The sequence below is a fragment of the Flavobacterium sp. Arc2 genome, assembly GCF_041431385.1.
In the GTDB taxonomy this organism is placed as follows: domain Bacteria; phylum Bacteroidota; class Bacteroidia; order Flavobacteriales; family Flavobacteriaceae; genus Flavobacterium.
Map to the genome: position 1 here is coordinate 1 of NZ_JASMRH010000028.1, position 20,362 is coordinate 20,362.

Annotated in this window: 16 protein-coding genes; 5 read left to right on the forward strand and 11 right to left on the reverse strand. The window is 34.9% G+C overall.

From position 1 onward, the window contains the following. Positions 1-329: 329 nt before the first annotated feature. From QO182_RS16450 to QO182_RS16465, 4 genes are all read right to left on the reverse strand, one after another. Entirely contained in the window at positions 330-662 is a 333-nt protein-coding gene (locus QO182_RS16450; RefSeq protein ID WP_371562856.1) for a hypothetical protein, read from the reverse strand. 64 nt (positions 663-726) lie between these two features. After that, positions 727-1,137, reverse strand: a complete 411-nt coding sequence (locus QO182_RS16455) for a BrxA/BrxB family bacilliredoxin (RefSeq protein WP_074720125.1) — start codon at positions 1,135-1,137, stop codon at positions 727-729. A 110-nt stretch (positions 1,138-1,247) separates the two neighbouring features. Continuing rightward, a complete protein-coding gene (locus tag QO182_RS16460; protein WP_371539776.1) occupies positions 1,248-2,396 on the reverse strand; it encodes a lycopene cyclase family protein in 1,149 nt (382 codons plus the stop codon). Positions 2,397-2,452: 56 nt separating this feature from the next. Beyond that, positions 2,453-4,753 carry a TonB-dependent receptor domain-containing protein gene (locus QO182_RS16465; protein WP_371562858.1) on the reverse strand — a complete coding sequence of 767 codons (2,301 nt, stop codon included), beginning with the start codon at positions 4,751-4,753 and terminating at the stop codon, positions 2,453-2,455. 89 nt (positions 4,754-4,842) lie between these two features. Here QO182_RS16465 and QO182_RS16470 point away from each other — a divergent pair, with 89 nt between their 5' ends. The 3 genes from QO182_RS16470 (at position 4,843) to QO182_RS16480 (ending at position 8,235) form a co-directional block, all read left to right on the forward strand. Next, entirely contained in the window at positions 4,843-6,714 is a 1,872-nt protein-coding gene (locus QO182_RS16470; RefSeq protein ID WP_371562860.1) for an Nramp family divalent metal transporter, read from the forward strand. 157 nt (positions 6,715-6,871) lie between these two features. Then, on the forward strand, positions 6,872-7,525 hold the full coding sequence (locus QO182_RS16475; protein WP_371539783.1) for a metal-dependent transcriptional regulator: 654 nt from the start codon (positions 6,872-6,874) through the stop codon (positions 7,523-7,525). A 371-nt stretch (positions 7,526-7,896) separates the two neighbouring features. After that, positions 7,897-8,235, forward strand: coding sequence for a hypothetical protein (locus tag QO182_RS16480; protein ID WP_371562863.1), 339 nt, complete (start codon positions 7,897-7,899; stop codon positions 8,233-8,235). Positions 8,236-8,319: 84 nt separating this feature from the next. Here QO182_RS16480 and QO182_RS16485 read toward each other — a convergent pair whose 3' ends face one another. The 4 genes from QO182_RS16485 to QO182_RS16500 all read right to left on the reverse strand — a co-directional run bounded on the left by QO182_RS16485 (position 8,320) and on the right by QO182_RS16500 (position 11,613). Beyond that, complete coding sequence (locus QO182_RS16485) at positions 8,320-8,445, reverse strand: FeoB-associated Cys-rich membrane protein (protein WP_371562865.1); 126 nt, start codon at positions 8,443-8,445, stop codon at positions 8,320-8,322. Between the two features lie 6 nt (positions 8,446-8,451). Then, positions 8,452-10,551, reverse strand: a complete 2,100-nt coding sequence (feoB, locus tag QO182_RS16490) for a ferrous iron transport protein B (protein WP_371562867.1) — start codon at positions 10,549-10,551, stop codon at positions 8,452-8,454. A gap of 1 nt (position 10,552) precedes the next feature. After that, on the reverse strand, positions 10,553-10,792 hold the full coding sequence (locus QO182_RS16495) for a FeoA family protein (RefSeq protein ID WP_026707881.1): 240 nt from the start codon (positions 10,790-10,792) through the stop codon (positions 10,553-10,555). Positions 10,793-10,947: 155 nt separating this feature from the next. Continuing rightward, on the reverse strand, positions 10,948-11,613 hold the full coding sequence (locus QO182_RS16500) for an SCO family protein (RefSeq protein ID WP_371539794.1): 666 nt from the start codon (positions 11,611-11,613) through the stop codon (positions 10,948-10,950). 139 nt (positions 11,614-11,752) lie between these two features. Here QO182_RS16500 and QO182_RS16505 point away from each other — a divergent pair, with 139 nt between their 5' ends. Both QO182_RS16505 and QO182_RS16510 read left to right on the forward strand, forming a co-directional pair. Then, complete coding sequence (locus QO182_RS16505) at positions 11,753-13,816, forward strand: M13 family metallopeptidase (RefSeq protein WP_371562869.1); 2,064 nt, start codon at positions 11,753-11,755, stop codon at positions 13,814-13,816. 188 nt (positions 13,817-14,004) lie between these two features. Further along, the gene (locus tag QO182_RS16510) at positions 14,005-16,068 is read left to right on the forward strand and encodes a M13 family metallopeptidase (protein WP_371539798.1); all 2,064 of its coding nucleotides are present in this window, start codon (positions 14,005-14,007) and stop codon (positions 16,066-16,068) included. A gap of 89 nt (positions 16,069-16,157) precedes the next feature. On the opposite strand, the gene QO182_RS16515 is transcribed toward QO182_RS16510, so the two are convergent. The 3 genes from QO182_RS16515 to QO182_RS16525 all read right to left on the reverse strand — a co-directional run bounded on the left by QO182_RS16515 (position 16,158) and on the right by QO182_RS16525 (position 20,299). Further along, positions 16,158-17,102 (reverse strand): DMT family transporter, encoded by a 945-nt coding sequence (locus QO182_RS16515; protein ID WP_371539800.1) that lies wholly within the window; start codon positions 17,100-17,102, stop codon positions 16,158-16,160. A gap of 1 nt (position 17,103) precedes the next feature. Next, positions 17,104-17,907: an SDR family NAD(P)-dependent oxidoreductase gene (locus tag QO182_RS16520; RefSeq protein WP_371562871.1), complete on the reverse strand. Its 804-nt coding sequence runs from the start codon at positions 17,905-17,907 to the stop codon at positions 17,104-17,106. A gap of 67 nt (positions 17,908-17,974) precedes the next feature. After that, the gene (locus QO182_RS16525) at positions 17,975-20,299 is read right to left on the reverse strand and encodes a M28 family peptidase (RefSeq protein WP_371562917.1); all 2,325 of its coding nucleotides are present in this window, start codon (positions 20,297-20,299) and stop codon (positions 17,975-17,977) included. Positions 20,300-20,362 lie beyond the last annotated feature (63 nt).

The window sequence follows — 20,362 nt, forward strand, 5'->3', positions numbered from 1 at the left end:
AAAATCAGTATAGTTTTGATTTTAGAAAAGAATAAATCTGCGAATCTGCGGCGGTATTAAATGGTCACTAATTCACTGATTATTTTTTATGATGGTGTAAAGATGGTGTATGTATTTTGTATCGAAAATCAGTATAGTTTTTATTTTAGAAAAGAATAAATCTGCGAATCTGCGGTGGTTTTAAGTGGCCACTAATTCACTTATTATTATTTGATGAAGAGTTAAAAACGGTGATGTAAATCTTTGTTTGAATTTTTGCAGGAATCCAAGGTTTAAAGTAATTTGTGGACAATTTTTTATTCTAAATTTAGTAATGCGAATAAACCCGCCTAGATTTCTAGAATCGTAATTTCGGCATTGTTTAAATCTTTTGTGAGGTACAATTGGCAGGAAAGACGCGTAGATTCATCTATGTAGCCTAAACGCTCTAATGTGGTAGGCTCGTTCCGTTCCTTAATTAAGGAGTCGCCTGTGATTCCTTTTGCAGTGACAAGACAGGTTGCACATCGGCCCACGCCGCCACACTCACCAAAACTTTCTAATAGGAATTCTTCCTTTAGCAAAAACATCAAATTAGGATATGCGCCGTGATGTGTACTCACCTGATGTATGGTGTCATTTTCTATTACCGTGAATCGTATGGGAGCTTGGTTAGAATTCAAAATAAGTGGACTTTAAACAAAAAACGTCCCGATGGATCGGGACGTTTTCGTGAAGTTTATTGTATTAGCAATACTCGTTGTATGCGTCTTGTAAGTTCTCAGCAATTAATTCAGCTGGGCGACCTTCAATGTGGTGACGTTCTAGCATGTGTACTAATTCTCCGTTTTTGAACAAAGCCATAGCTGGCGATGATGGAGGAAAAGGGAACATGTGTTGTCTTGCAGCATCAACAGCATCTTTATCAACTCCTGCAAAAACAGTAATTAAATGATCTGGTTTTTTTGCTCCTTCTAAACTCATTTTAGCTCCCGGACGCGCATTTCTAGCAGCACAACCACATACAGAGTTTACTACAACTAGCGTAGTACCTTCTAATTTCATTGCGTTTTCAACTGCTTCTGCACTATGTAAATCTTGAAAACCTGCTGCTGTTAATTCAGCTTGCATTGGGTTTACCATTTCTTGTGGATACATATCGTTATATTTTAAATATTAATTTTGAATTAGCAAAGTTACGAAGTTTAAAAAGAACTCTATAAGATGAACTATAAAGTTTTGTTATTGTTTGATAGTTATTGATTTTGCTAGAATAGATAACGAACGCACCTAACCAATGCACTAATAAAAGGCATTTTTGGACACTTTAAAATTACTTTTATATCTTCGTAAAAAGAGGTCTCTTCATCTAAGAATTTAAAAATAAGCGCCGGACGCCCTTTTTTGAACATAGACGAGAAAATGCTTGCGCCAAGTTCGTTATGTCTATCTAGAATATCGAGCAGCAGCAAATCGTAAAACCAGAACTTCGTTTTGGTATGAAATTTTTTGAAGTCGGATTCTCTTTGTAAAAATGAAACAAGCTTGGTTGATTTTTTGTCCGAGCTTTTAAAGGTATAGCCTGTACTAGCTTTCGTCCATCCACCGGCAGTACCGATGTTTAATACCCGTTGGGTGTTTTTTTTCCAAAAGGGATAGCAGGTCATCGGGATACTTCCTTGTTCTTTTTCGATTATTTCGTATTCTGTAACTTCGAGGTTTTTTAGGTATTTTTTAATTTCGTTTTCATATTCTTCTTTTGCTAAAAGCGTATGCGAAAACAAAGTATATTCTAGTAAAGCTTCGGTTGTAGAAGTAGGCAAAACATACATAAAACGGGTATTGCCCTTTTGCTCCACAGAGAAATCCATGAAAGTAGCTTGCTCCGGATTAAAAGCGGCTTCTTTGCTTTTTATAAACCAACCTATAAAGTGCTGTTGTAAAACGGGATATTTAGTTTGGCTTCCGGCTTCTATTTTTCGATAAATGCTATTGAAAACTTTATCAGTCGTGAAACTTTCAGATGCTGTAGCAACGTAAACGTGTGTTTTAAGTTCGTTAATATCCGTTACTTCCTCATTAAAAAAAGTGATATTTTTTTGTTTCGAAATTAAATCAAATACTTGATTGTAGAAATCCAGTCCTTTTACTTGGTTGTATTTATAAGGCTTTAGTTCTAAATCCCGACTAAAGTCAGCATTAGCAAATAAAGCCAAGTCCCATTTTTTAGAAATAGAAGCTTCCCAAATTGATTTATCCTCTTGCCAGAAACACCAGGTTCTATCATTGGTTTTCTTACTGTCGGCGTCAATTAGTAAAATAGACTTATCTATGAATTTTCCAGATAAAATCATTTTGTATGTGGTCATCAATGCCGCTAAACCCGAGCCTGTAAAAATGTAATCGTAGTGTTTCATAAAGTGAAAAGGAAATTGCTCTCAAAAATAAGAATTACTTGCGAAGCTAATCCGTTTTAATTAAAAAATCTAACTCCTACAAATACTGTTCTTGGCAAAGAGGGTCCGTAAACAAAATTACTATCACGATTTTTACCAGAATCAAAATTAGATTGATACTGGTTGAACATGTTTTTTAGTCCGCCATAAATTTCAAAATTCATATTGTATTTTTCGCTCGGAATTGTATATGCGATTTTACTATTCACTTCAGAAAAGGTGGGTGTATTTAAAAACTCATCTGTTGTTTGATTTTCTGCTCCGGCAAAGTGAGCGATTTTCATTGTTCCGGTAAATACATAATTTAGATTCAATTTTAATCGATCCGTTGCAGTCATAGTAAGATTTGCAAATCCATAAGTATTAGGAGTTCTTAGGAAATCTTTAGTTGGAGCAACGCCTTCTATATAATTCACCTCGTTTTCATAAGTACTGGTTTGAAAAGTAAAACCCGACTCTAATTGTATTTTTTGATTGTAATTAGCGCGTAATTCTAGAGTTACCCCTTGAACTGTTGCTCCGTCGCCATTTTGTTTTTCGAAAACCTGACCAAATTCATCTTGACCGATATTTTCTAATACAAAAGCATCATTTAGGTGGGTATAAAAACCTTCCAACGTAAATCCTCCAATGAATTTTTCGGTTGCCTTGTCATAATTGATCGAAGCGCTCCAGCTTTTAGAACGTTCTTCAATTAAATTTGGATCATAAATAACTCTTGAAACACCACCACCCGCAAAGGCAATATGTAAATCAGTATCAAATGCTTGGGGAGCACGAAAACCAGTACCGTAACTTAATCGGAATTGTGTGTTTTTGCGAAATTTATACAACAACGCTAACCTTGGACTAAAAACTACCTTATCTACTAAATTATGAACATCCATACGAACACCCGAAAGTAAATCTATGCTTGGTGTGATTTCCCAGTCACTTTGTATGAAAGAACCAAAATCTTTGGTGTGTTGATCTACTAAATAATTGTACGAGCTTATTTCATCAAAAACTTTATCAGAAATATACTCTGATCCTACAGTGAAAGTATTAGTACCGTTCAAAAATTCATCTAATTTATAATTGAATTGTAAGCCCCCTTGAATTGTTTCAGTGGTCGAAATACCGTAAGGTGGATTTATTAAATGATTTTCTACTTCGATTGGATCGTCAGGAAAGATACCGGTATAATGCTTTCTATCTGTGTTTTGCCATGCTGCGTAAGTTATCAATGAAGATTTTCCGTCGTTAAAATTAATTTGGTAATCTAAACTTCCCAACCATATTTTGTGCTTACGTTCTTCGGATTGTTGCGTTAAATAGGCCGGCTTATCTACCATTTCACCACCAAATCGGTATTCGTTTAGATTACTTAAACTAATTTCAATTTTCTGATCTTTGGTAGGTTTAAAAAATATATTCGCCCCTAAAGAGTTATTCTCAATCATTGGGATTTCCGAAAAGTTATCGCCATTTTGATCATAATATCCGCGTTCTCTATGAGTCATAAAAAGGGAGATTCCTGCATTTCTATCGTCAGAAACAAAAGAGGCATTACCGTTCACCAAGTAGTCATTAGATTGACCATCCATATTTTGATAAAAAGTATTCAGTTCGAATGAGTCTTTTTGAGGGATTTTAGTGATCACATTCACTGTACCACCAATGGCGCTAGAACCGTATAGTGAGGAGCCACCACCACGAACAACTTCAATTCGGTCAATCATATTTACAGGTAATTGCTCAAGTCCATATAATCCCATTAACGGACTAAAAATAGGTCTGCCGTTAATAAGGATTTGGGAATATCCTCCAGCTAATCCATTCATTCTAAGTTGTTGGTAGTTGCAAGTTTGGCAATCAGTTTCAACACGAAGACCAGGCTGAAATTTCAACCCTTCGGATAAGTTACAAACTTGTAAATTATTTAATGTTTTACTGTCCAGAACATTCACAACGACGGGACTATTTGTTTTTCGTTTGAATGTTTTTGTTCCCGTTATTACTACTTCTTGCAAGTCATTTTGAAAATTAGTTAAATCAAAATTGACAACTTGCATTTGATTGTCTTTGATTTCAATCTTCTTTTTCACCGTTTGAAAACTGATGCCGCTTAACTGAACTTCATAAGTTCCCGCATTTAAATTGGTAAAAATAAATTTACCATTAACATCGGTTTTAGTGCTTTTTGCACCTGGATTTAATAAAACCTTTGTATTAGGAACAACTTCATTTTTTGAAAATACGCTACCAATGATTTTACCTTCTTGTGCATTTAGTAGTACTGTGATAGATAAAAAGAGTAAAGTAATTATTTTTTTCATTTAGGTTTAAATTAATTTTTAGACAAATCTAAAAATTATATGTGATAAAACAAAAAAATACAATTATATTTGTCTCAAATAGTTATACGATGGGTAAATCATTAGAAGAGGTAAACGAGTCTGTTTCAACTCAGAATAAAAAATCAGTTTTCCGTAAAATATTAGCATTTTTTGGTCCTGCCTACTTAATAAGTGTTGGATATATGGACCCGGGAAACTGGGCAACGGATCTTGCCGGAGGGAGTCAATTTGGTTATTCCTTACTTTGGGTTTTATTAATGAGTAATATCATGGCGCTTCTTTTACAAAGTTTAAGTGCGCGATTAGGCATCGTAACCCAGCGCGATTTAGCACAAGCTTCACGCGAAACCTATTCACCTTTTATCAATTACATCCTTTATTTCTTGGCAGAGATTGCCATCGCAGCCTGTGACCTTGCTGAGGTTTTAGGAATGGCGATTGGTATTAATTTATTGTTTGATATTCCGCTGATAGAAGGAGTAATGATTACGGTTCTGGATACGTTTTTATTGTTGTTTTTAATAAATAAAGGGATTCGAAAAATGGAAGCCTTCATTATTGCTTTAGTACTGGTAATTGGGGTTTCTTTTATTTTCGAAATGATTTTTGCACAGCCAGAAATGGATAAAGTACTATTAGGTTTAATCCCGACAATGCCTAATGAAACTGCGCTATACATTGCCATTGGTATTATTGGAGCTACGGTGATGCCTCACAATTTATATTTACACTCATCATTAGTACAAACCCGAAAGTTTGACCGTTCTAAAGAAGGAATTAAACAAGCTTTGAAATACAATTTCATCGATTCTACAATTGCCTTAAACCTTGCTTTTTTTGTCAACGCCGCTATTTTAATTTTGGCAGCAGCCACATTTTATAAAGTTGGTATGCATAATGTTGCCGAAATTCAAGATGCTCACAAATTTTTACAACCGCTTTTAGGGACTAAATGGGCGCCTATACTATTTGCTGTGGCTTTGATTGCTGCAGGACAGAGTTCGACAGTTACAGGAACTTTAGCCGGACAAATTATCATGGAAGGCTATTTGAATTTAAGAATCCAACCTTGGGTACGTAGAATTATTACACGATTAATTGCCATCATCCCAGCTGTAATTGTAATTACTATTTTTGGGGAAGGCGTAACTGGAAAACTGTTGATTTTTAGTCAGGTGATTTTGAGTTTACAATTGGGATTTGCGATTATTCCGCTGATTCACTTTGTGAGTGATAAATCAAAAATGAAAGGATTTCACATAGGTAAATGGACGCAAATGGCTTCCTGGACTGTGGCTTCGATTATTGTAATCTTAAATGGAAAATTAGTTTTAGATGAAATCACCGGTTGGTTAGAAACTTCTGAGAACCCAATTGTGCTTTGGCTTACCGTAGTTCCATTGGCTTTTGCTTTCTTAATTTTATTATTATATATTGTAATCAAACCTTTTATTTCTAAGTCAAAAGTAAATTTCCATAATCATTCACCACACAATTTAAAGCTTCGATTTTCTAAATCTGAAGCTTATGATAAAAGGAATATTGCTGTTACCGTCGATTTCTCAAGTGCTGATGAGGTTGCTTTGAACAGCGCCTTTGAACTTGGAGGAAAACAAGCTAATTACACTTTAATTCATATTGTAGAAACCGTGGGAGCGTTGATTTACGGTGAGAATATTGATGATCACGAAACATCGGTCGACGAAAAACTACTGAATGAATACAAAGAAATGCTTTCTGAAAGAGGTTTTAAAGTGGATATTCAGTTAGGCTTTGGAAAACCAAATAAAGTAATCCCAACAATCATAAATGAAGGTGCTTTTGATGTTTTGGTGATGGGAACACACGGCCACACTGGTTTCAAGGATTTGATTTTTGGAACAACCGTAGATAAATTAAGACATAAAATTACGATTCCGTTATTGATTGTGAAAGATTAAATTCTTTAATTAATTTGCTATTATTCTCAGGAGCTATTTCCTGCTCCTGAAACATTGGGAGGCTATCTCTATTAAATAAAAAACAACACGGATTTTCGCTTTGATTGCAGCTAGGATATCTGCAATCAAAAATCGTTAATCATCAATCAAAAACTCAATGACTTTTTCAGAAGAAAATTACCTCAAGGCCATATACCATCTTACTGTAGTTTCAAATACGGATGTGAGTACTAATGCAATTGCCGAAATGATGGAGACCAAAGCTTCCTCAGTGACGGACATGATCAAAAAGTTAGCAGAGAAAGACTTGGTTAATTATAAAAAATACCAAGGGGTTTCCTTAACGGATGCAGGGAAGCTTGCGGCTAAAATGATTGTTAGAAAACACCGCCTTTGGGAAGTTTTCTTAGTAGAGAAATTAGATTTTTCTTGGGATGAGGTACATGATATCGCAGAACAATTAGAACACATCAAGTCAGAAAAGCTGATTAACAAACTAGATGACTTTCTAGGTAATCCTACCGAAGATCCTCATGGTGATCCAATTCCTAATGCACAAGGACAAATTTTAAAAGTGGATAAACAATTACTTTCAGAACTGCTTGTTAGTAAAAGCGGAATATGTGTGGGAGTTAAAGATACTTCATCTGAATTTCTAAAATATTTAGATAAGCAAGAAATTGCTTTGGGATCAAAAATTGAAATCATGGGTAAAGAGAGTTTTGATTTGTCCTTAAGAATAAAGGTAGACGGGAAGAATTTAACGATTTCGAACAAAATAGCAAGCAATCTGTTTGTAAAGGTAAATTAGGATTCTAAGACTATTTTTTGTGCATAAATATTAAATAAAAATCATGAAATACAAAATTACTTTCGTCGTTTTATTGTCAAGTAGTTTAGGTAATTCTCAATTGATAGTACCAAAAGCGGTAACTCAACAAATGAGTGCTGGATCATAGCCTGCGGGATTACATTTTTTATACCTAATGTCTCTGAAGATAATGTTGAAGACGCCAGTAAAGAGGTTACAAAGCCTTTTAAAGGTGAGGATACAAAAATCAGAAGGGTAGTGAATTTTATTTAGATAACGCTGCAATTGACAAAATTAGCACTAGTACAATAGGTATTGATCAGGTTATCGCTAAAACTGACAGCGGTTACAATTACACTGTTTTTTTTAATATGGGTGGTTTGTTTCTAGATAATGGATATAGTGCTGAGAAATTTCAATATGCCTATGATATTGTGAAAAGCATTGCTGTCAAAGCATCTGAAATGCATATGGATGGCGTTTTAGAGTCAGAAAATGAAGTGCTTGAGTCTTTAGGAAAAGATAAAGAAAAGTTAGCTAAAGGATCTGAAAAACTAGAAAAAGAAATTAAAAAAGCTAAGGATTTAATAAAAGATAGCGAAGATGAAATTCAAAATAATATTAAAGTGATGAAAAGCAAAACTGACGAAATCGAGGCGCAACGCCAGAAAGTAATTATGTTGCAGAACGTCAAAAAGAGCATTAATTAATTAGTAATCTTTTAGTATTAAAAAACGCAAAGTAGTATTGAACTGCTTTGCGTTTTTTTTTGTTAGCTATTAAAGTTGATCTTCTTAATGGCAGCCACAATCATCAGTCCCGCAATTACCAGATGGTTTTTTCTTCTTAAAAAAGTATTTCTTAATTAGAAAACCAACGGCTAAAGCTAGAATTGTAAAGGCTATTATTTCTTGAAACATAATCTTTTATTTTAAAATTTGATAGGCAATCAGCGCTACGATATAAGCAAATCCACTCATGAAAATAAGTTGACCTACGGGCCATTTCCAAGAGTTAGTTTCCTTTTTTGTTATGGCAAGTGTGCTGGCACATTGTAATGCAAAAGCATAAAACAATAACAATGATATTCCAGAGGCAAAATTGAATACTTTCTCGCCAGTTTCTGGATTTATTTCAGCAGCCATTTTATTTTTGATAGTATCTTCATTGTCGCTACCACCTACACTATAAATTGTTGCAAGTGTTCCCACAAAAACTTCTCTAGCGGCAAAAGAACTAATAACCGCAATTCCTATTTTCCAGTCGTATCCTAAAGGAGAAATCGCGGGTTCAATGCTTTTTCCCATAATCCCGATGTACGAATTCTCTAATTTATAAGAAGACACTTTACTCTCTAATTCTAATGGAGTTAAAGAGGTGTTTTCCGCTTTTGACTGAATTATTTCTTCGGCATTATTGAATTTTTTTCCTGGTCCGTAAGAAGCTAAAAACCACAAAACGATAGAGATTGCCAGGATAATCTTTCCAGCACCATAAACGAAGGCTTTTGTTTTTTCGATCACGTTAATCGCCACGTTTTTAAACATGGGCAATTTGTAATTAGGCATTTCGACCACGAAGAAAGTTTTTCCTTTTATTTTCATTACTTTATTCAAAGCATAAGCTGAGAATATTGCCATTCCGAAGCCTAAAAGATACAAAAGCATCAACGTTAAGCCTTGAAGATTAAATATCCCTAAAACATGCGTGTCTGGAATAACAAGTGCGATAATAATGGCATAAACAGGTAATCTAGCAGAGCACGTAGTAAACGGAGTTACTAGAATTGTAATTAATCGTTCTTTCCAATTTTCTATGTTTCTAGTCGCCATAATTGCAGGAATAGCACAGGCGGTTCCAGAAATTAAAGGCACAACGCTTTTACCAGATAAACCAAATTTTCGCATGATTTTATCCATCAAGAAAACTACACGACTCATATAGCCACTTTCTTCTAGGATCGATATGAAAAGAAATAAAAAGGCAATTTGAGGGATGAAAATTAATATTCCGCCAATACCAGGAATGATACCTTGAGATATTAAATTTGTCAAAACTCCTGCGGGTAGTGATTCACTAGCTAAGGCGCTTAAAGATGCAAAAGAACTGTCTATAAATTCCATTGGAATTTTTGACCACTCAAAAATCGATTGGAAAATGACAAACAAAATAAGAAAGAAAATTGCATAACCCCAAACCTTATGTGTTAACACGCGGTCTAGTTTACTTCTAAAATCTTTTGCGACTGTAGCATCTATTTTTAAACTTTCTTTTAAAACGTCATTAATAAATTGGTAGCGCTTGATGGTTTCTTTTTGCTGTAAACGTTTTAAATCAGAATGAGATTTAGTAAAAGAACCTTGAATCTCTTTACGTTCTAAATTTAAGAAGTTTACATCTTGGGTAATTACCAACCATAATTTGTAAATTAATTGGTTAGGAAATGCTTTGCGTAAGCTATCAAAATATTCGGGATCAATTACGGAGGCATTCAGGCAAGGTTCGCTTGAAATGGTTTTGTAAGTGATTATTAATTTTTTTAATTCGTTTATTCCAAAACCTTTCCGAGAACTCACCAAGGCAATTTTTGTCTTTAAATGTTCTTCTAGGTAGGGAATGTCTAAAGTAATCCCTTTATGTTCCATTCTGTCAGCCATATTAATGACAAGAATAGTTGGAATTTCAAGGTCTTTTATTTGGGTAAAGAGTAATAAATTTCGTTTTAGATTTTCTACATCTGTCACTACAAGGGCAACATCAGGATAGAGTTTGTCGTTTTTATTTAAAAGTAATTCGATTACTACGTTTTCATCAATAGAACTAGCATTAAGACTATAAGTTCCGGGTAAGTCTAAGATATTTGCTTTAACATTATTGGGTAATTTGCAAAAACCTATTTTTTTTTCAACCGTAATCCCAGGATAATTTCCTACTTGCTGGTTTAATCCTGTAAGTTGATTAAAAACGGAGGTTTTACCCACATTAGGATTTCCTATTAATGCTACATTGATATTTTGATTAATCATTTTATAATTGGATTTTGATTAATTCAACTTCAATTTCTGCGGCTGTTTCCACACGAATGGCCAAGTGAGAACCATTTATATCTAAATATAGGGGATCGCCAAAAGGTGCAATTTGAAGCAGTTCAACCGTATTACCAGGTAAACATCCCATCTCAAGTAATTTCAAAGGAATGACATCAATATCAAAATCTTTGATAATTGCCTTTTCTCCTTTTTTAAGTGAATTTATTGTAGTTCGCAAGACTTATTTAGATTGAATTAATATTGCAAAAATACATATTATAATACTAAATCATATGATAATTATCACTTTTATAACGTCTGTTGAATATATTAAGAGTATGAATAACTGGTAAAAGCCTAGTGTCTAAAAAGTAAAAATTATTTTTTAGCTTATTACTCGTTGCTTAAAAAATTAATGTCGGTAATTAATTTTTCGATGTCCTCTTTTTTTGTGCCATCATAAAAACCACGTACCCTTCTTTTAGCATCTACAAGAACAAAGTTTTCGGTATGAACCATATCGTATAGTTCGCTTGGTTTTCCTAATTTGACAGCCAAATACGATTTTCTGGCCATGGTGTAAATCTCTTTTTTATCGCCAGTAACTAGATTCCATTTTTTATCATCAACGCCATACTTTATCGCATATGCTTTTAAAACAGGAACACTGTCAACTTCTGGAAACACGGTATGAGAAAGCAACATCACTTTTGGGTTGTTTTTGATAGCTTTTTGGACTTCAAATAAATTAGCCGTCATTTTTGGACAAATCGAACCACAAGTCGTAAAGAAAAAATCAGCGACATATATTTTGCCTTCGTAGTCTTTTTGAGTAATCGTTTTTCCATTTTGATTGGTAAACGAGAAATCAGCAATGGTGTGGTACTTACTAATATATTGCACGGTACTGTCTACTAATTCAGGATTTACATCAGACGGATTGTAGATAGGTAAGGTTTTGCTAGGCTTTAATGCGCCGTAAAACAAGTATAAAGTGATGGCTGAGAAGACTATGAAAATACCAATAAAAATTCGGTATTTCTTGAAAATAGATTTCATAAAAAAAATAATTTATGCAAAAATACAAAAAAGGCAGCTTTCAAACGTAAATTTATGCAATTGTAATTTTAATATGATATTAAACATTTTTATATTTTTTATCAATAGCTTTGTAATATTAACTAACTCAATTAAAAAAATGAAAATAAAACTGAATAAGGGACTTCTTTTAGTGATTCCCGCAATAATTGGATTTGCTGAGGCGCAAGCTCAAAAAGTTACGTCAGTCAAAGAACCGGGAATTAATACCACGTTCTTTGATAATAAAGTTAAGCCCGCAGATGACTTTTTCCGCTTCGTAAATGGAACTTGGCTTGATAAAACCGAAATTCCTAGTGACAGAACTTCTTGGGGAAGTTTTAATGAACTACTTAAAAAAACTGATAAAGATGCGTTGGCAATTTTAAAAGATGCTTCTAAAAATCCAAAATATAAATCAAATACGGATCAAGGAAAAGCAATAAACCTTTTCAATTCAATTTTAGATACTGTAGCAAGAGACAAACAGGATATAATTCCGTTACTACCTTATCTCGCCAAAATTGATAATGTTAGGAACATTCAAGATTTACAGAAGTTGCTAATTGAAATGGAACCTATCGGAGGTATTGGCTTTTTCGGAGTTGGAGTAGGTGCTGATGACAAGAACAGTGCTAAAAATTCATTGAGTATTGGTGTTGCGAGATTAGGTTTGGCAGATAAAGATTATTATTCATCAGAAGAAAAAGACACCAAAGAAAAAAGAGAGAAGTACGAGCAACATGTAAGTAGAATGCTACAATTTATAGGTGAAGCTCCAGAGCAAGCTAAAGTAAGTGCAGCCAAGGTTCTAGCTTTAGAAACAGAGATGTCTAATCCCCGTTTGGATAGAGTAGAGCGCAGAGACGGTAGATTGCAATACAATCCTATGACTATTGCAGAATTGCAGAAAATGACACCCGCGATTAATTGGAAAGAATACTTTACTGGTATTGGCTTTACAAAGCTAGACAGCGTAATTGTTTCACAACCTAAGTATATGAAAGCCTTGCAAACTATTTTCACAGAAAATAATGTGGCTGCTTGGAAAGAATACATGAAGTGGAACTTACTGAATAATTCAACGGGATTATTATCTACAAAAATCGAAGAAGCTAACTTTGATTTCTACGGAAAAACGTTGACAGGGGCAATCAAACAAAGACCTCGTGAAGAGCGTGCGTTGCAAACTGTTAATGGAACTGTAGGTGAAGCTTTAGGGAAATTGTATGTTGAGAAAATGTTTCCTGCTCAAGCAAAAGAAAAAGCAGAGAAAATGATTCGTAATATTATTTTGGCGTACCAAAATAGAATCAATAATTTAACTTGGATGTCAGCAGAGACAAAAGTGAAAGCGATTGAAAAATTGAATAAGATTAGCATTAAAATTGGATATCCAGATAAATGGAAAGATTATTCTAAATTAGAAATTAAAAGTATTGCAGACGGTGGAAGCTATTTTGAAAACATGAAGAGTCTTTCTCGTTGGAATTTCCAAAAAGATATCGACAAGTTAGACAAAGCAGTTGATAAAACAGAATGGTATATGTCGCCACAAACGGTAAATGCCTATTACAATCCATCTTATAACGAGATTGTATTTCCAGCAGCGATATTACAGCCACCTTTTTACAATTACCAAGCTGATGAGGCGGTGAATTACGGAGGAATTGGAGCTGTAATAGGTCATGAAATTTCTCATGGTTTTGATGATTCAGGTGCTCGTTACAATGCCGATGGTAATTTAGTAGACTGGTGGACTGCCGATGATTTAACACAGTTTACAGCTCTTGGTACTGCGCTTTCTAATCAATACAGTGCGTTGGAACCACTTCCAGGTGTTCATGTTGATGGAAAATTTACTTTAGGTGAAAATATTGGAGATTTAGGAGGAGTAAATGCCGCTTATGATGGTTTGCAATTGTATCTAAAAGACAATAAAAATCCAGGTCTTATTGACGGATTCACACCAGAGCAACGTTTCTTTATTGCTTGGACTACAGTTTGGAGAACTAAATCTCGTGATGAAGCGATTAAAAATCAGGTAAAAACAGATCCACATTCTCCAGGAATGTACCGTGCGTATGTTCCAGTTCAAAATGTAGATGCTTTTTATAAGGCCTTCAATATTAAAAAAGGAGATGGTATGTATATCGAACCTGAAAAAAGAGTTAAGATTTGGTAGTCGTTAAACTATTATAGATAAGAAGTCCCAAGTGAAAGCTAGGGATTTCTTATTTTAAAAAAGCACACGTCAACAAATGTTAAAGTTATTCTAATTGAAAATTACTTTTATATATTTATAAATTATTTCTATTACTATTTCAAATAGTAGGAATAAGCAATACGAAATCAACTAATTAACTAAAAAAAATGAAAAAAAACAGCAATAGGTCGTTACTTTTTGTGATTCCTGCACTTTTAGGACTTACGGTGACACAGGCACAAACAGCTTCAACGGCGAAAGAGCCTGGTATTAATGTCAATTATATGGACAAGGCGGTAAAGCCCAGTAATAACTTTTTCCGTTATGTAAATGGTACTTGGTTAGATAATACTGAAATTCCATCTGACAGAACGCGTTGGGGAAGTTTTGACGAACTAAGACAAAGGACAGATGCTGATGCTTTGGCAATACTAAAAGAAGCTGCAACAAACCCAAAATACAAATCAGATACTGATCAAGGGAAGGCTATCAATTTGTATAAAACAATATTAGATACTGTAGGGCGCAATAAATTAGGGATAACTCCATTAAAGCCCTACTTGAAGAAAATTGATGCCGTTAAAAATACTAAGGATTTAGAAGCCTTATTAATCGAAATGGAACCTTTGGGAGGAATTGGTTTCTTTGGTGCTAATATTGGTGCCGATGCTAAAAACAGCAATAGGAATGTAATTAGTGTGGGGCCTGGTGGTGTCGGTTTACCAGATAGAGATTATTATGTTTCTGAAGATGCTGACTCCAAAGAAAAAAGAGAAAAATACGTGCTGCACGTTGCAAAAATGCTTGGGTTCCTTGGTGAAAAACCAGCCGAAGCTAAAGCACATGCAGAACAAATTCTAGCGCTTGAAATCGAAATGTCAAAACCTAGATTTGACCGTGTAGAAAGAAGAGACAGAAGGAAGTCGTATAACCCGATGACAATTGCCGATTTACAAAAGTTGACTCCATCAATTAACTGGAACACGTATTTTACAAAAATAGGCTTGAAAAATGTAGATTCTTTAATCGTTTCACAACCGAAATACATGACTGCTTTTGAGTCCATTTTGAAGGAAAACAAAGTGAACGACTGGAAAGCCTATATGCGCTGGTCATTGTTAAACAGAGCGTCAAGTCAATTAACAACTGCGATTGAAAATGCAAATTTTGAGTTTTACGGAAAAACATTAACAGGTGCTGTAAAGCAAAGACCTAGTGATGAACGCGCACTGCAAGTAATCAATGGTAGAATAGGGGAAGCTTTAGGAAAGTTATATGTAGAGAAAAAGTTTCCAGCTGAAGCCAAAGCCAAAGCAGAGAAGATGATCAAGAACATCTTTGTCGCTTTTGAAAACCGAATCAATAATTTGACATGGATGTCTCCTGAGACTAAGGTGAGTGCAGTTGAAAAACTACACAAATCAAAAATTAAAATTGGATATCCTGATAAATGGAAAGATTATTCTAAGCTTGTTATTAAAAGCCCAGAAGAGGGGGGTACTTATTTTGACAATGCAAAAAGTATGGCTAAATGGTCATTCGAAGAAGATTTAGTCGACTTGAACAAACCTGTTGATAAAACAAGATGGGGAATGTCACCACAAACCGTGAATGCCTATTACAATCCGTCGTACAATGAGATTGTATTTCCAGCAGCTATCTTGCAACCGCCTTTTTATAACTACCAAGCTGATGAAGCGGTAAATTATGGTGGAATTGGAGGAGTTATCGGACACGAAATTTCTCATGGCTTTGATGATTCAGGATCAAGATACAACGCTGATGGAAATTTAGTTGACTGGTGGACTGCTGAAGATTCAAAACAATTTGCAGCTTTAACAACGGCTCTTGCAGATCAATACAGCGCATTAGAACCGTTGCCAGGAACTTTTGTTGATGGTAAGTTTACTTTGGGAGAAAACATTGGTGATTTAGGAGGTGTAAGTGCCGCTTATGATGGATTACAATTGTACTTGAAAGAAAATGGAAATCCAGGGTTAATTGATGGGTACACGCCAGAACAACGTTTCTTTATTTCTTGGTCAACTATATGGCGTACTAAATCTCGTGATGAGGCTATAAAAAACCAAGTAAAAACAGATCCACATTCTCCGGGTATTTACCGTTCTTATGTACCGTTGCAAAACATTGATTATTTCTATAAAGCATTTAATATTCAGCCGAATGACGGAATGTTCATCGCTCCAGAAAAAAGAGTTAGAATCTGGTAGAAAAAAATAATTTATATCAAAAGAAATCCCAAGTTAGCGCTTGGGATTTTTTGTTTATATTACTTTGGCGAAAGCCGAAAATTGATTGTTTATTTTATACTGGCTGCAGCCAATCGACGGGTTTTTCTAATGGAATGATTAACCATGTACAAACCAAAAATAGTTATTCCTCCTCCAATTGCGATCGCCATTGATAGTGATTCTCCAAAAATTACGGCACCTAATAAAACGGCCACAATGGGGTTAATGTAAGCATAAATACTATTTATTTCTGGAGGCAGTTTTTGTAACATATAGACGTAAGCAATAAACGTTAATACGGAACCTATAATGACCAAGTAGGCAATGGACCACCACGAAATTGCTGGAATTGACAGAATGTTAACTCCAGTTCCAGTAGCACCTGTAACGGCAAAAAGAATAAAGCTCGAAAGCAACATTTGCAAGCCAAGGCTAAAATAAGGATTAAAAGTAGCTGCTTTTTTCTTCGTGTATAAGCTTCCAAAAGCCCAACTAATCGTTGCGATTAAGGAAAGAAGAATTCCAAATCTAAAATCAGGTTGTAGGAAATCGCTAAGGTGGTCATAGAAAATGACGCAAACGCCACTAAAACTGATTATGAGTCCCACAATTGCTAGCCGTGCTAATTTTTCGCCTCTAAAAAAAGTAATAATAACAATCCATAAGGGGAAAACGGCATTTAAAATTGCCCCTAAACCACTACTGATAAATTTTACGCCCCAGGTACTCAGTCCGTTGCTTAAGGCAAAATTGAGAATACCTAAAATGATGATTGTTTTCCACTGTTTTCCCTTAGGCCAGGCCTCTTTTTTGTACAAGAAAAAAGAAACATAAAGTATTCCTCCTATAAGTTGTCTTATCCCTGCCAATTGTAATGGCGGCATATACCTTACCCCTTGTTTTGAAGCGATCCATGTGGTTCCCCAAAATAAACATACGCAGGACAGTGCTAATATTGGCAATCCGACAGCGTTTATTCTGGTGGAAAGAGCAGCTTTAATTTTAGTTTTCACTTTATAGATCCGTTATTGTAAAAGTATAGTCAAGGTTTTTTACTAATTTATCCGTTAGAATTGTTTTTCCGAGCGAGGGTTTTTCGTGATTGAACGTGGGCGGAATTAAATTTAATTTTAATGCTTTTTGGGTATAATAGACTTTGCGAGAAGGGTGCACTGGAGTCGCCGCATTATACGTTTCTCCCCAAGAGTTCTTTTCGATTATTCTAAGAATAATACCAATACAGTCCGTTTGATGGATTAAATTAATAGGGGCGTCAGGATTTTCAAGATTCTCCTTAGCTGCTATAAATTTAATTGGATTTCTATCTTCGCCAATCAAACCTCCAAAACGAAGAATGGTGGTTTTAAAACGACTGTTGTTATGCAAAATACCTTCCACTATAGCTAATTGTTTTCCGCTTTCAGAATCAGGGTTTAATGGAGTTTCTTCAGTTACTTGGTCATTAGCGTCGCCATATACTGAAGTTGAACTTATAAAAAGGACATTTTCAATTGTTGATTTTTCGATAAATGGGATTAATGCCTCTATTTTACTAACAAAGTTTTCTTTGTTGGTTCCCCTTAACTTGGGAGGAATATCAATTATCAAAATCGAGCTGTCTTTCAAAAAATCTGTGATCCTGCCAGTAACTCCATCGGTTTCAAGTGAAATTAAAAAGGGATGAATGCCTACGTTTTCTAATTTCGAAATCTTATCTGCAGAAGTTGTCGAGCCATTTACACGAAATTTTTTTTCTAATAAAGCTTTCGCCAAAGGGAATCCTAACCAACCACAACCTAAAACGCTTGTTTTTTTCATTGTAATATCCAATTTTCAATAAATTTAAGAAGCATAGCAAGCTACGCTAGTGCAAATTTCAATAAAATTATCTGACTTTGGTAGTATCACTTGCAATTAGTTTACTTTCTTTTTTAACGGATTTAGAAGGTATGGTAACAAGAGGTACTTCAGTAACTCTAGGTGTTGGTTTTATTCTTTGCTTGATAACTACGGCATCAGTGAGGACGAAAGGAGTTGGCATCATCCAATCAGCCCTTTCTGTAATCGAAAATAATGGATTTCGCATTAGATCAAAGGAGCTTTCTATCAGTTCCATATCAAAAACAGTTCCTGCGTTGATGTTGAATTCCATTTCAAGCGGGGTATTATCCACTACATAATAACTTAATATTTTCTTGCCTTTTCGGTTAAACTGCTTTTCTTTTTGATTCATATGAGTGGCGCCATTCGCTTTTAAATTATAGAATTCCATCTTTTTATTAGCAAAAACATCATAACGATTTACCAATCGGTTTGGAGAAATGCGAAGTTTAAGATATCGTTTATTTCCAGCGATACTGTCTTTCAAAAATTGGATAGTTGGTTTTAGTAGTTCCTTTTTTGGAGCAGCCGCCGCATATGTGAAACCAGAATTGTATTTGCTGAACAATGGCGTTTGATTCAAAGCTGTAGCAGGTTGTGGGTTTTCACCCAAATATTGTTTAGTCCAGAAGTCAAGATTGACATCATATGTCGCCCAATTGGCCGTATCAGTATCGGCATTGTAGATGTACAACAAACTGTTCGATTTTGCTTTTCCTTCTTCATAACCGGATTCATAATGTGCTTTCGCAAAAAAGCCAATTGAGAGAACTAGAAAAAGAAAGGACCACAATCCTTTTTTGTTGAAATTACCCAAAGTAGGTAACAATAATCCAAAGGTTAAAACAGTAAGAATAGCGCTTCCAAACAGTACTTTTAACCCCAAACCTATGGGGAACATTTGTATAAAAGGAACTAATAACAGCAATGCTGGAATGCTAAAAATAAGGTTTAGTGTTTTGTTACTCTTTTGCGTGATAATGTAGTAACCAAATAGGAAGATGCCAAAATAAACAGGAATGATAAGAAACCCAGCGCCTTTTAAATAAACAGCCAATAGTCCATTAAGAATTAACCAAATAAATAATGGGGCCACATAATGATTTACGGTTACTTTTTTTGATGAGAAAAGGTGATAAAAAAACAGGGTTATCGCTAACGCCAGCAATACGAAAGCAGCAATGTAATCATGGCCATTATAGGTGAATCCATTCAATAAGTCATTATACTGCGGATAGAGTTGTAGTAATCCTTTCCAACCAAAAAAAGTAATGAGTCCAGTAAAAATTAGCGAACCTAAGAACGGTATAAATCCTCTCGCAATTCTTTGAATGGTTAGTATTTTTTTGCCAATTCCGATGAAAACTAAAAATAGAAAGAGTACGAATGCTATAATAACCATTGGTAATACCCAACTAAAAGGATAACTTATAAATGTAAATGGGATGGTGAAGTAGACATAATCTTCAGCAGATTTTGTCGTATTCAAATCAGCATTCGAAAAATAACTCAGCAAAGGCATCAAGTAAGTTCCCTGATGAGCTAAGGTGTTTTTGTTGAGGTGATTGATATCATCTTGGGCAGTATGGTAATTATAGTGATCGTCAATAAACGCAAAGTTATACCCCTGAATACTTTTTTGTTCTCTAAAAACAGTTAGATCAGTGTCATTAGGTAGCATTTTATAAATACTGTACATTAATGAGTTTGATACTGGAAAAGTTGCATTCGCAGCCGAAAATTCTTTTACCATACCCGAATTTCCTGCATTTGTTTCCATTAACATATAGCTTGGCCCCGAAGTACCGCGGGCTTCGAAATTAAGGACTAAGCCTACTTCCTTTGCCCAGTTGTGTTGGGTTACAAAAAGAGCCGCTCCATTTAACCCTAATTCTTCTGCATCCGTAAACAGGATGATAATGTCATTTTTATGGGTCTTTTTATTATACAAGAAGGCACGAACGCTTTCTAGTATTGTGGCTACTCCAGATCCGGCGTCGCTAGCGCCATGAGAGTAGGAATGTGGTGCACTGTCGTAATGAGAAAGCAGCAGCAATGCTTTAGAATTACTGGAAGTGCCTTTGATTCGAGCTAAAATATTTTTTGATTTCACTAAATTTCCCCATTCTGTCAACGTGTAGCCTTCCTGGGTTGAGGTGGTCAGTCCTAATTTCTGTAGTTCTTTTTGTAGATAAACAGCAACTTGCTCGTGATTTTGAGAGCCAACATAATGAGGTTTTTTCGAAATTGCTTTTACTTTTTCTAATGCCCTTTCAGTTGAAAATTCGGAAAGTGGTATCGTGTTGTCTGAGGTCCATTGGGGCATCATAGTAAGGAAAATCACTGCTAGAACGCCTAAAATAAAAACAACAGCAAAAAGAGAGGAAAGGCT

Coding starts and splice junctions, on each gene's coding strand:
- QO182_RS16460 (WP_371539776.1), bottom strand. CDS start 2,396: ATGAAACACTACGATTACATTTTTACAGGCTCGGGTTTAGCGGCATTG.
- QO182_RS16480 (WP_371562863.1), top strand. CDS start 7,897: ATGGGTGGTTTGTTTCTAGATAATGGATATAGTGCTGAGAAATTTCAA.
- QO182_RS16525 (WP_371562917.1), bottom strand. CDS start 20,299: ATGATGCCCCAATGGACCTCAGACAACACGATACCACTTTCCGAATTT.
- feoB (WP_371562867.1), bottom strand. CDS start 10,551: ATGATTAATCAAAATATCAATGTAGCATTAATAGGAAATCCTAATGTG.
- QO182_RS16465 (WP_371562858.1), bottom strand. CDS start 4,753: ATGAAAAAAATAATTACTTTACTCTTTTTATCTATCACAGTACTACTA.
- QO182_RS16475 (WP_371539783.1), top strand. CDS start 6,872: ATGACTTTTTCAGAAGAAAATTACCTCAAGGCCATATACCATCTTACT.
- QO182_RS16510 (WP_371539798.1), top strand. CDS start 14,005: ATGAAAAAAAACAGCAATAGGTCGTTACTTTTTGTGATTCCTGCACTT.
- QO182_RS16470 (WP_371562860.1), top strand. CDS start 4,843: ATGGGTAAATCATTAGAAGAGGTAAACGAGTCTGTTTCAACTCAGAAT.
- QO182_RS16505 (WP_371562869.1), top strand. CDS start 11,753: ATGAAAATAAAACTGAATAAGGGACTTCTTTTAGTGATTCCCGCAATA.
- QO182_RS16520 (WP_371562871.1), bottom strand. CDS start 17,907: ATGAAAAAAACAAGCGTTTTAGGTTGTGGTTGGTTAGGATTCCCTTTG.
- QO182_RS16485 (WP_371562865.1), bottom strand. CDS start 8,445: ATGTTTCAAGAAATAATAGCCTTTACAATTCTAGCTTTAGCCGTTGGT.
- QO182_RS16500 (WP_371539794.1), bottom strand. CDS start 11,613: ATGAAATCTATTTTCAAGAAATACCGAATTTTTATTGGTATTTTCATA.
- QO182_RS16455 (WP_074720125.1), bottom strand. CDS start 1,137: ATGTATCCACAAGAAATGGTAAACCCAATGCAAGCTGAATTAACAGCA.